Annotated in this window: 11 protein-coding genes; 1 reads left to right on the top strand and 10 read right to left on the bottom strand. The window is 43.7% G+C overall.

Translation table 11 applies throughout. The features are described 5' to 3' along the window. Nucleotides 1-12: 12 nt before the first annotated feature. The 9 genes from mraY to asnB all read right to left on the bottom strand — a co-directional run bounded on the left by mraY (nucleotide 13) and on the right by asnB (nucleotide 10,080). Complete coding sequence (mraY, locus tag V7Z60_RS02095; RefSeq protein WP_334115892.1) at nucleotides 13-978, bottom strand: phospho-N-acetylmuramoyl-pentapeptide-transferase; 966 nt, start codon at nucleotides 976-978, stop codon at nucleotides 13-15. Between the two features lies 1 nt (nucleotide 979). Next, nucleotides 980-2,455, bottom strand: coding sequence for a UDP-N-acetylmuramoyl-L-alanyl-D-glutamate--2,6-diaminopimelate ligase (locus V7Z60_RS02090; RefSeq protein ID WP_334115891.1), 1,476 nt, complete (start codon nucleotides 2,453-2,455; stop codon nucleotides 980-982). 15 nt (nucleotides 2,456-2,470) lie between these two features. Continuing rightward, nucleotides 2,471-4,603, bottom strand: coding sequence for a penicillin-binding protein (locus V7Z60_RS02085; RefSeq protein ID WP_442918885.1), 2,133 nt, complete (start codon nucleotides 4,601-4,603; stop codon nucleotides 2,471-2,473). A gap of 24 nt (nucleotides 4,604-4,627) precedes the next feature. Further along, nucleotides 4,628-4,987, bottom strand: a complete 360-nt coding sequence (gene ftsL / locus V7Z60_RS02080) for a cell division protein FtsL (protein WP_334115889.1) — start codon at nucleotides 4,985-4,987, stop codon at nucleotides 4,628-4,630. Between the two features lie 16 nt (nucleotides 4,988-5,003). After that, nucleotides 5,004-5,954 carry a 16S rRNA (cytosine(1402)-N(4))-methyltransferase RsmH gene (rsmH, locus tag V7Z60_RS02075; protein WP_334115888.1) on the bottom strand — a complete coding sequence of 317 codons (951 nt, stop codon included), beginning with the start codon at nucleotides 5,952-5,954 and terminating at the stop codon, nucleotides 5,004-5,006. 9 nt (nucleotides 5,955-5,963) lie between these two features. Further along, nucleotides 5,964-6,395, bottom strand: a complete 432-nt coding sequence (gene mraZ, locus V7Z60_RS02070; RefSeq protein ID WP_334115887.1) for a division/cell wall cluster transcriptional repressor MraZ — start codon at nucleotides 6,393-6,395, stop codon at nucleotides 5,964-5,966. Nucleotides 6,396-6,587: 192 nt separating this feature from the next. Beyond that, nucleotides 6,588-6,962 (bottom strand): DUF3397 family protein, encoded by a 375-nt coding sequence (locus tag V7Z60_RS02065; RefSeq protein ID WP_334115886.1) that lies wholly within the window; start codon nucleotides 6,960-6,962, stop codon nucleotides 6,588-6,590. A 10-nt stretch (nucleotides 6,963-6,972) separates the two neighbouring features. Continuing rightward, nucleotides 6,973-8,169 (bottom strand): aspartate kinase, encoded by a 1,197-nt coding sequence (gene dapG / locus V7Z60_RS02060; protein WP_334115885.1) that lies wholly within the window; start codon nucleotides 8,167-8,169, stop codon nucleotides 6,973-6,975. Nucleotides 8,170-8,193: 24 nt separating this feature from the next. Continuing rightward, a complete protein-coding gene (gene asnB / locus V7Z60_RS02055) occupies nucleotides 8,194-10,080 on the bottom strand; it encodes an asparagine synthase (glutamine-hydrolyzing) (RefSeq protein ID WP_334115884.1) in 1,887 nt (628 codons plus the stop codon). 195 nt (nucleotides 10,081-10,275) lie between these two features. Between asnB and V7Z60_RS02050 the strand changes: the two genes are divergently transcribed. Then, nucleotides 10,276-10,395 (top strand): DUF4044 domain-containing protein, encoded by a 120-nt coding sequence (locus V7Z60_RS02050; protein ID WP_334115883.1) that lies wholly within the window; start codon nucleotides 10,276-10,278, stop codon nucleotides 10,393-10,395. Nucleotides 10,396-10,576: 181 nt separating this feature from the next. On the opposite strand, the gene V7Z60_RS02045 is transcribed toward V7Z60_RS02050, so the two are convergent. Beyond that, nucleotides 10,577-11,509, bottom strand: coding sequence for an alpha/beta hydrolase (locus V7Z60_RS02045; protein WP_334115919.1), 933 nt, complete (start codon nucleotides 11,507-11,509; stop codon nucleotides 10,577-10,579). Nucleotides 11,510-11,513 lie beyond the last annotated feature (4 nt).

The raw sequence follows: 11,513 nt of genomic DNA, 5'->3' as shown, positions 1-11,513 counted from the left end.
CTCCTATAAAATTCAGATTGTTATCAGCACGCCGATCACGGCTGCCACGAGGCCGACAGCCCAAAAGGTCAGGTCGATGCGCCATTCACTCCAGCCGCACAGTTCAAAATGATGGTGAATCGGACTCATCTTGAAAATGCGTCTGCCGGTCAATTTGAACGATGCAACCTGTAAAATAACGCTTAACGTCTCGCAGACAAAAATAATGCCAATCAAAAGCAAAAGCAGCTCATGATGAACCATGATAGAAACCGCCGCCAATGCACCGCCTAACGCAAGAGAGCCCATATCGCCCATGAAAATCCTGGCCGGCTTGTGATTAAACCCAAGAAATGCCAATAAGGCACCGATTACAGCCAAGCAGAAAATAACGACGTCGTATTGATTTTGATGACAGGCAATAATCGCATAAGCACCAAATGCAATAATCGCTTGACCGGACACAAGACCATCCAGTCCGTCGGTGAGATTTACCGCATTTGAAAAGCCGACCAGCCAGAAAATAACGAATAATCCATAGATAATCAATCCGACTTGGAATTCATGTCCGAAAAAGGCCAGCGAATATGGTAATTTCTCATGATGGTAAAATGCCAGAAAAATCAAGGCACCGATAATCTGGCACAATAATTTCTGTCCAGGGGTGAAGCCTTCGTTTTGTTTCTTGAAAAGTTTGATCGAATCATCCCAAAAACCGATCAATCCGTATAAAATCAAAGTTACGTCCAAGGCCAGGACAATGGGCGTTAAATGATCAAAGCAAAGCGGTACCCATAATCCCGTAACCAGAATCGCAATATTGAATACGAATCCGCCCATTGTCGGCGTTCCCGATTTCTTTTGATGCCACTTCGGGCCTTCTTCTCTGATCATCTGTCCCTGATTTTTCTTGTGTGCATAATTAATGAATAATGGCGTAAACAGAGCGGTTAAAATGAAACTGGACAACGCGCTCGTCAATATCTGAAAAATGGTCATGCTATCTTCCTTCCCTGCTATCCAAAGCTTTCCTGGCTTCTTCTGCATCATCAAAGTGATGCTTAGTATGCCCGATAATTTGATAATCTTCATGGCCCTTGCCCGCAATCAAAATAATATCGCCGGGTTTTGCCGCATTTACGGCAGCCTGAATGGCCTCCCTGCGGTCAAGGTAGACCGGAACGTCTTTGCCCGGAACTCCTGAAACCATTTGCTCAAGAATCGACTCCGGATCTTCAGTTCTTGGATTATCAGACGTAAAAATCGGATGATTGCTGTGTTCAACGGCTATTTGAGCCATTTTCGGGCGTTTTGTCGCATCGCGGTCTCCTCCACATCCGACAACGCAATAAACGTCTCCTGCAGCAAATTCGTTAATCGTTTCCAGCGCATTGAGCAATCCATCCGGGGTATGAGAATAATCAACGATTGCACTGACGCCGCAGTCAGAAGAAATCAGCTGAAGTCTGCCTTTGACGCCCGGAAACTTTTCCAGACTTTCAATGATTGCATGTACGGGAACTCCGTTGGCGTAAGCGGCTCCGAATGCTGCTAAAAGATTATAGACGTTAAACGTTCCGACCGTTTTGACATGCAAATGGTAATCATCTTCAAAAACTTTCAAATCAAAATCTGTTCCCTGAGAATGAATGTTGACGTTTGACGCCTTGATCATCGCATCATTTTTGATTCCGTAAGTCAGGACTTGAGTTGAGGTATCCTGGGCAAAGTTCTTCCCCATTTCATCGTCAATATTTATTACGGCAGCCTTATCATTTCCGTAAGTGTTTCCCAGCTGAGCGAACAGCAGGCTTTTGGCGTGAGCGTACTCTGCCATCGTCTTGTGGTAGTCCAGATGATCCTGCGTAAAGTTGGTAAAAACCGCAGTATCGACATCAATGCCCCATACTCTCCCTTGAATAAGCGCAATTGAGGAAACTTCAACGGCAGCAGCCTTGACGTTTTCCTTTTTCATTTCTGCAAAAGTTCTTTGCATAGTCAAGATGTCAGGAGTCGTATTTGCAGTCGGATACGTCTTTTCGCCGATTCTGCGGTACATGGTTCCAATCAAGCCAGTCTTGTTCTTTTGATCTCTGAAGATTGCCTCGATCATGTGAGTTACGGTTGTTTTTCCGTTTGTCCCGGTTACACCGATGACCTTCATCGAACTTGAAGGAGATTCATAAAACTTATCGGCCAGAACGGCTAAAGCTCGACTGGTATTACTTACACGAACAATCGTTACGCCTGGAATATCATTTGTTTCTTCCTGAACGACAATTACCCTGGCGCCCTTTCTGACTGCCTCCGGAATAAACTCGTGTCCATCCACCGTATATCCCTTGATTGCAACGAAGATGCTGTTTTCTTCAACTTTTCGCGTATCGGATACAAGACTCGAAACTTCAAAGTCGTCATAATCTTCTGGAGAAACGACCTTGAATTTTATTTCGGAAATTAGTGTGCTTGCTAACATTTTATCCCTCTTTCACTACTTCAATTCTACTGTAAGCTCTTTGATATCAGCAATCCTGGTCCCGGGCTTGACGCTTTGACTTTTGACAAACCCGGATCCCTTGAATCTGACATTGATGCCAAGCAGATTCTTCAGTTTAAACATATCTGATTTTGTCCATCCTCTCAAGTCAGGCAACGTCTGTCCCGAATCAGTCACAAGAATTATCCGTTGTCCGGGCAGCAATTCTTCACCCGTATCAGAAGACTGCTTTATAATCTTAGCACCATTTCCGATTGCGGTCACTACCAGGCCTTTGTCTGAAAGCGATTTAACGGCATTTTCCGTTTCCTGACCGACAACACTTTGAACATCGATTGCCTCGCTTGTCGTCGATTCGCCTTGACTTTCATCAAGCACTCGTTTCATCAGCGGGTTAAAAATCGTTGCGAGCATCTCGCTTGGAGTTTTTCCTCCGAACCCTGACGGCTGTTTCATCGTCACGTAAAGAACGTATTGAGGATTCTTGATCGGCGCCATCCCTGCAACGGAGAAAATGTAATTCGTCTCCCCGGTCAAATATCCGTTGTTTCCGGAAATTTGAGCAGTACCTGTTTTGACGCCGATATCATATCCGTCGATTTTGTAAGCATTGCCCGTTCCGTTAGGATCGTTTACGACGTCTTGCATCATGTCGCGAACCTTTTCTGCCGTTGACTTTTTGATTGGATGACCTACGACGGTCTTCTTACCCGTTTTGATTGTCTTTCCGGTTGTCGGATTGACAATTTTTTCAATAAGATAAGGTTTTACCATCTCACCGTTGTTTGCCACTGAAGAAAAAGCCTGCATCATTTGAAGAACGGTGACGTTGATGCCCTGGCCAAATGCAGTGTTGGCTTGCTCAATCGGATATTTATACTCGATGCTTCCGCTGGACTCGTTGCTGCTGAGCCCTGAACCGGTCGATTTCAAGAGCCCGAATTTCTTAATGTATTTTTCCCAAAGCTTCGCGCCCATCTTCTGCTCAAGCTTTGCCATTCCGACATTTGAAGAACGAATGAACCCTTGCCGGTAGTTCAAGTATCCCCAACCGGCAACGTCCCAGTCGTTGACCCGCTGACTGCTGCCGATTTTCATCGACCCTGACTTAAAATATTCGTTTTCACTATAATTTCCGCTGTTGATTGCTGCAGACATGGTTAGAATCTTCATGACTGATCCCGGCTCGTAAGTATCTTCCATCAGAGTATCTTTCCATTGATCTTCAATTCCTTCTCTTGTCTGAGGGTTAAACGTCGGCCTTTGACCTGCTGCGAGAATTGCGCCCGTTTTGGCGTTCATCAGCACCACATTCATCGATTTAGGATGATAGGTTTCCTGTGCCTTGTTCAGAAGGCTTTCAAGATAGCTTTGATCCCGTGAATTAAACGTCGTGTAGATGTTATCGCCGTCTTTTGCCTTGACCAGCTTGCTCTTCATCCCGGAAAGTTTGATTCCGTGACTGTCTGTTGAGCGCATGTCATATCCGTCCTTGCCTTTGAGATAATCGTCATAAAGCGCTTCAAGTCCCATCGTACCGTATAAATCACCGCTGCTGTCCTTGGAAACGACGCCGATTAAATGAGATGAAAAAATCCCGTTTGGATACATTCGATCAGTCGATTCACTGAAATTGATTCCGGTAATTCTGTTTTTTTTCATTTCCTTGACAATTTGATTCTTTGTTGAAAGAGAAATGTTCTGTCCCTTTTTTCCGAGTTCGACCTGATACTTCGGCTGACTGAACAATGACAACAGCTTGTCAACGTCCATCCCCAGATATTCATGCAAAATCTCTGCGGCTTTCTGCTTATCGCCGTTTTTTAAATACAGCTTCTGACCGTACGCAACTGCCTTTTTAGAAAGAACGACGTAGATCGAATACCTTTTCGTATCTTCAACGATTGGTTGACCGGAAGCATCGTAGATTGTCCCGCGGCTGGCCTTGAGCGTGCTCTTTTCATGATACATTTGATCTGCGATTTCAATCAGATTGTTGCCGGACACCTTCTTCGTCACGGCAATATAAAGAAAACGCCCGATAAAGACCGTAAAGACAATCACTACAATGAGCGCAAAGTATTTCCCGAAGTCACGCTGGTTTTGTACATCTCTCTTCTCAGCCATCCGCCGTTTTCCATATTTATTCATTTATTTTACATTCCTCATATTATTATCGTTCAAATTGAGACCTGCCTTCTCAGCTATCTTCTCCAAACGCGAATTGCTCGTCAGATCAGCAGCCTTCAGTTTCAAATCTTCATTCTGGCTGTTCAGCGCCTTTGTCTTCTGCTCAATCTTTGCAATTTCGGTCTGGGTCTTTGTAATCTTGTTGTTCATGCTGATAATCGTTGTTGCAGCAACCAGGATTACGATTGCAACGATTGCTGACATCAAAAACATCTTGATTGACATCATGTCGATCTGATAAGCCAGTTTCTGCTGATTTTTCCTTGAATCCTGTTCGACTGACTGCTTTCTTTCTACTTTCTTGATCGCAGTATTGTTCATCTGATATCCCCCTAATTTAGATCACCGTTTTTTCAATTATTCGAAGCTTGGCAGAATGTGCACGGTGATTGTTTTCCAACTCCTCTTTAGTCGGAAGAATCGGCTTTTTGTTGATTAATTTAAAATCAGGCTGCATTCCCCTTGGAATCACAGGCAAACCAGGTGGAAGCTCGGGCAAACTCGTCTTTTCCCTAAACATTGATTTGACAAGTCGATCTTCAAGCGACTGAAACGTGATAACGCTGATTCTTCCGTGAAGACTTAAAAGTCCGAATGCTTCTTCCAGGGATTCTTCCAAAGCTCCCAATTCGTCATTGACTGCTATTCTGATTGCCTGAAAGACTTTTTTGGCCGGATGGCCGCCGTTTCTTCTGGCCTTGGCCGGAATCCCCTCTTTAATCAACTCGACAAGTTGTCCAGTCGTTTTGATTCTTTCATTTTGACGGGTCTTTTCAATCCGCCTGGCAATTGACTTGGCAAATTTTTCTTCACCGTATCTGACAAAGATTCGTACCAAATTGTTGTAGCTCCACTCGTTGACAATCGTTTCCGCAGTCAGGTCATTCGTTTGATCCATGCGCATGTCCAGGACTGCATCATGCTGATAACTGAACCCCCGTTCACCGACATCAAATTGAGGCGATGAAACGCCTAAATCGTAAACGATTCCGTCAACTGAAGAAACGCCACGTTTTTCAAGTTCTGAAGCGATATTTCGGAAATTGCTCTTGATAAGGGTCAGCCGCCCTTTTTCGATTTCGTTTCTTAGCTGTTCTTTATTGTAATCAATCGCAGTCTGATCCTGATCAAACGAATAAAGCCGACCCTTCTCGGACAATTCAGACAAGATTCTCTTCGTATGTCCTCCTCCGCCCAGCGTACAGTCAACATAAATTCCGTCAGGTTTTATATTCAATCCTTCGACAGCTTCATTTAAAAGAACCGTTACGTGTTCAAATTCCGCCATTCAATTCACCTACAATCCAAAATCAAGCAAATCTTCTGCCATATCGTCAAAATTTTCTGCCGCCTGTTCTGATGCCCTTTCCCAACGTTGTTCAGACCAGATTTCAATTCGATTCGAGACACCGATAAAAACGCAGGGCTTGACAAGTTCCGCATAATCGCACAACGTTTTCGGAAGATTGATTCGTCCCTGCTTGTCAAGTACGCACTCAGTCGCAGCCGAATAAAAGAAGCGCACGAACGCACGAGCTTCTTTCCTGGCAAGCGGCAGTTTCTGAAGCTTTTCCTGCAGAAGATTCCATTCATTTTCGGCATAAACGAACAGGCAGCCGTCCATTCCACGAGTCACATAGAACTTTTCTCCAAGTCCTTCTCTGAATTTTGCGGGGACGATGATGCGGCCCTTGGCGTCCAAATTATGTCGATATTCGCCAAAAAACACATCACCACCCCCATTTTTCACTATAGTTAAATATTACCACAACTCCCCACTTTGTACCACCAATTATACATAAGCCGCCACTTCTGAATCTGAAACAACAAAAAAATTTGTTTTTCATAGCCTTTAACCTAATAAAAAACCAAACGACGTCAAAAAACATCGTTTGGTTTCAAATTAATTCATGCCGCTTTTTCAAATAACGGTATTTATTATCTTGGAAATCTGAAGAATAACCAATAACGCATACAAAAAAATCGAAATCAAGTCCCAAATATACAGGTATCGGTCAAAGAACTCGCCAATCATGAATTTTCCTTCATAAAAAGCCATGATAACTATCTTCAAAAAACCATATGCTGAAAAAGCAAAAATAACGAATGGCAAAATCGAAATTCCAAAAACATTCACGGAGAGCGAATGAATCGAAAAAAGGAGAAAAGGCAGCAATAAGTCGGCCAACCTGATTTTAATTCTTCTGCCCAAAGCAAATTTTATCAAATAAAGCATCATGAAAACGAGCAATGGCAAAACAATCTGCCCAACCCATGAGTGAATCAAAAATTTCATTCAAACCATCCTATTCGCCCAAAAACGTCTCATGCAAAACGTTTACCGCCCGCTTGAGATCTTTGCCATGAACCAGTACCCAAATTGTCGTATAGCTGTCTGTCGTCTGCAAAATTTCAATCTTTTCGCGCATCAAAGCACCGACCATTTTGGCCATAACGCCCGGAGTCCCCATGATTCCTGCTCCGACGACTGAAACCTTGACGCAGTCTTCAACGATTGAAACTGGAATACTTGCTTCTGAAAGAACCGTTTTTGCAACGAGACTATGTTCGCGATTAAGATTAAAGACGTATTTTTCAGGCGACATATTGATGAAATCAACGCTCAGGCCATTAGCTGCCAGCAAATCAAACAATTTGTCGGCAGAACAGTCATCAGCCTTGACCGTGAACTGCGTCAGCCCCGTTTGGTGAGCGATTCCCGTAACCGTACGATAATGATTGATTGACAGACTTCTGTCTGAAATAACGGTTCCGGTTTCATCAACGTCATCCCAGGTCGAGCGAATCCTTAGTGGCAAATGTGCCTGCTGCGCAACTTCAACCGCACGCGGATGAATGACTTTTGCACCTTCATGTGCCATATTGGCAACTTCTTCATAGGAAACATTCTTTAAGAACTTTGCCTTTTCAACCAACCGCGGATCAGCCGTCATCATCCCTGAAACATCAGTGAAGATATCGCAGTATTCCGCTCCGAGAGCTGCCCCGAGCAATGCTGCAGAAGTATCAGAACCGCCCCTTCCAAGCGTCGTGACATGACCTGATTTCGAAAGCCCTTGAAATCCGGCAACGACAACGACGTCGAAAGTCTTGAAAGCCTCCATCAGGTTCTGCTTTTCAACATCAAGAACCTTGGCGTTGCGATAATCGTCATTCGTCTTGAATCCGGCATCCGGCCCGGTCATTGCCGTGGCCTTAAGTCCGTTTTCTTTTAACATCTCACAAAAGACTGCAGCTGAAATAACTTCTCCGACCGAAACCAGCATATCCATTTCACGCGGAGAAAGCTTCGATTTTTCGTTTCCGACAAGCTCAAGCAAGGAATCGGTAGCATAAGGATCTCCCTTCCGACCAATTGCTGAAACTACGACCGCTGCCTTGAAACCCTTCTTAACTGCACACGCCACATGTTTCATGGCCGCATGCCTTGCCTCATCGTCCCTGACGGAAGTTCCTCCGAATTTCTGAACCACAATTTTCATCAGCTAACTGCCCCCTTAAACTTCCTAATCAATCAAAGCCCGTGATTCCTCTGAATTCATCAGATGATCAGATTCAACATAAATTCTGTGCCACATCATAAACGTCAGAACCGTCCACAGCTTGCGGGAATTGTCCGCTTTCAGATTCTTGTGATCTTCAAGCAGTTTCAGAAAATAATCCTTGTGGAAATATTGATCCGTCTGTGATTCATTAATGATTTGACGAGCCCAGTCGTACATTTCGTCGCGCAGCCAGAAACGAATAGGTACTGGAAATCCAAGTTTCCTGCGATTCAAGACATGTTCCGGAACGACCCCTTCTGCCGCCTTGCGCAGAATATATTTGGTCGTATTATGAGCGATTCTGAGATCTGCCGGAATATGACTTGCAACCTCAAAGACTTCCTTATCCAAAAATGGCGTCCGCAATTCAAGACTGTGCGCCAGCGTCGTTCTGTCAGCATTATGCAGCAGATCACCGTTCAGCCAATGATGCATGTCGACAAACTGCATTCTGGTAATCGGATCATAGTTCCTTGAATCTGAATAAAGCCTTGAAGTCATCGTTTCAAACGGATGACTTTCATTGTAGTCCTTGAAAAACTGCTTTTTTTCGTTTTCATTAAAAATAAACGCATTGCCGACATATCGTTTTTCAAGTGGTGTCGTCCCGCGCAAAATAAAGCTCTTTCCCTTGACTCCGTCCGGTATCAAACGAGCAATCGCATTCAACCCTTTGTTGATTGGCTTCAGGTAATTGAAAATCTTCAGCGATTCAGGTTCATGATAAATCGTATAGCCGCCGAACAATTCGTCCGCTCCTTCTCCGGTCAAAGCAACCTTGACGTGCTTTCTGGCTTCTTTTGCAAGAAAGTATTGAGGTACGGCAGCCGGATCAGCCAACGGATCATCCATGCTCCAGACAAAGTGCGGGAAGGCCTTCATGAATTCCTGCGGCGTAATCACGGAACTGAAATTGTCAACGCCGAGCTTGTCAGCCGTTTCTCTGGCAACATCAAGCTCGCTGTAGCCTTCACGCTCAAAGCCGACTGAAATCGTTTCAAGATTAGGATTGAAATTCTTGGCAATCGCAACAACAATTGATGAATCAATCCCGCCTGAAAGAAACGATCCAACCGGAACGTCTGCACGCATATGCTTTTCGACAGAATCAAACAAGATTTCGCGAACTTTTTTGACGTATTCTTCCTCAGGACGAATGACAGGTGAAAACTGTGCGTAGTAATAACGTTTGATTACAGGTTTTTGACCAAGCTTCTTTACGATGTAATGCCCGGGTTCGAGCATTTTGATTTCTCTGGTCAAGGTTTCCGGCTCAGGAACAAATTGGAAGGTCATGTAATCCTGCAATGCATCCTTGTCAAACTTCTTATCTTTCAAAACCTTGTAGATTGCCTTGCTTTCAGAAGCATAGTAGAAATCATTTCCTGATTCCGCATAATAAAAAGGCTTGATTCCAAAATGATCACGCGCACAAAAAAGCGTTTCTTCCTGTTTGTCCCAAATTACGAAACCAAACATTCCGCGGAAATAATCGAGACATTTCTCCCTGTACTTGGCATACATGCCCAAAATAACCTCTGAATCAGAGTCTGTCTTAAATTCATAGCCATCTTCAATGAGGCCTTGACGCAATTCGATATAATTGTAGATTTCGCCGTTAAACGTCATCCAGTAACGGCCATTGTCATAGGATAACGGCTGATGCCCCCCCTCAAGGTCGATGATCGACAGTCTTCTGAATCCCATCGTAATGTTTTTATCTTCAAAATACCCCTCATCGTCAGGACCCCTATGAACAATCATGTCGTTCATTTCTTTAATTTTATCCTTGCAGTTACTTTCGGCATTTTTTTCAACATCTGTCAGGCATCCTACAAAACCGCACATGACATAAGCCCCCTTCATTTCTTCATAATACAGTAACACTTGTACAATTATAAGTGTTAATTTTTTTAAATTCAATTTTTTTGTGCAACTTTCAGAAACTATTAAGAAAGATTTTATGCTGATCGTCAATTTGACAGAGTACCTTAATCAAGGGTATAGTTAACTTAAAAATCTGTTCTGAAAGGAAAATGCAATTTGGAAAAGAAGAAAAAGTCAACATTCCAGAAAATCACCATGGTTGTCGTTTGGCTGATGCTTATTTTTACGGTCGGGGCCGTAATTTTAGGAGCATTGGGCCAGTTTATCGCAGGCTGATTATCTTCTCGGCCAGAAAAACGACGATTGATGCTGCCATCTCAATTGAAAAAGTCGAGGAATCGGTCCGTACTCCCGAAGTTAAAGTCAAACTTCGAGAGTTCATGTCAATTCCTCGATTTTTTTGCCTTCATCACTATGTCGCAACGTTTTCAGGATGAACGATTCATGAAATCATTGCTTAATCAAGATATTTGCCAAAAAACTTTCCGACTTTCTCAGCATACTCTTTCGGATGGGTATAATAAGCATTAGCATGACGCGTATTTTTTACAATCCATTTCTCTTTTATCGACTTAACGGCATCATAATTTTTCTGAAGCATTGAAGTCGGTACAAAGTCATCAGAATCACCATGAATCAAAAAAATCGGTCGCGTGTTTTTCTTAAGCTGCGCAACGGAACTTCCTTCCTTAGTAAAGTTGTATCCGATAAAAGGACTGGCAAACAAAGCCGCAGTGCTTAAAATCGGCTCCTTCGGAAGTCCGAACTGTTCTGTCAGCTGAGCCCCCAGTTCATCATAAACGCTTGAGTAGCCGCAGTCTTCAACGATTGCCTTAACTTGTTCCGGCAGTTTTTCACCGCTGACCATCATTACGGTTGCCCCGCCCATGCTGACTCCGAACAGACCTATGCGCGAATCGTTTCCGTTTTTCCTGATGACTTGCCTGATCCATTGGCAATAGTCCAGACGATCCTTCCATCCAAAGGTAATGAACTTGCCTCCGCTTTTGCCCGAAGCTCTGTCGTCAGGTGAAAGCACGTTATAGCCCTGGTTGTGAAACATCCTGATATAGCTTGCCATATTGTATGAGCTGCCGTGATATCCGTGCGCGACAATAATCGTCTTGTTCGTCTTTTTTTCAGCCGGCAGATAAATCGCCTTCAGTTTGATGTCCGTTCCGATGGCTTTTTGCTTCCAAAGATAAGTCTTTTGCTTTGAAAGCCATTTTTGATTTTTGACCAGTATTTTTGAAGGTCTGCCATTTTCATCACCGTTGCTCGGACGGACGAAAGCATAATTAATCAGGTATGCATTGACTGCTGCATAAACAGCAACAATCACAACAATGACTGCTAAAGCGATTCTTTTCCATACTTCACGTTTTTTCATTTAC

The sequence above is a fragment of the Ligilactobacillus sp. genome, assembly GCF_036846325.1.
Lineage (GTDB): Bacteria > Bacillota > Bacilli > Lactobacillales > Lactobacillaceae > Ligilactobacillus.
Note: the sequence above shows the minus strand (reverse complement) of the source record. Positions and strands in the feature narration are given on the sequence as shown.

Bases quoted from the DNA above. Each gene is read 5' to 3' on its own strand.
- mraY (WP_334115892.1), bottom strand. From the start codon at position 978: ATGACCATTTTTCAGATATTGACGAGCGCGTTGTCCAGTTTCATTTTA.
- V7Z60_RS02090 (WP_334115891.1), bottom strand. From the start codon at position 2,455: ATGTTAGCAAGCACACTAATTTCCGAAATAAAATTCAAGGTCGTTTCT.
- V7Z60_RS02085 (WP_442918885.1), bottom strand. From the start codon at position 4,603: ATGGCTGAGAAGAGAGATGTACAAAACCAGCGTGACTTCGGGAAATAC.
- ftsL (WP_334115889.1), bottom strand. From the start codon at position 4,987: ATGAACAATACTGCGATCAAGAAAGTAGAAAGAAAGCAGTCAGTCGAA.
- rsmH (WP_334115888.1), bottom strand. From the start codon at position 5,954: ATGGCGGAATTTGAACACGTAACGGTTCTTTTAAATGAAGCTGTCGAA.
- V7Z60_RS02065 (WP_334115886.1), bottom strand. From the start codon at position 6,962: ATGAAATTTTTGATTCACTCATGGGTTGGGCAGATTGTTTTGCCATTG.
- dapG (WP_334115885.1), bottom strand. From the start codon at position 8,169: ATGAAAATTGTGGTTCAGAAATTCGGAGGAACTTCCGTCAGGGACGAT.
- asnB (WP_334115884.1), bottom strand. From the start codon at position 10,080: ATGTGCGGTTTTGTAGGATGCCTGACAGATGTTGAAAAAAATGCCGAA.
- V7Z60_RS02045 (WP_334115919.1), bottom strand. From the start codon at position 11,509: ATGAAAAAACGTGAAGTATGGAAAAGAATCGCTTTAGCAGTCATTGTT.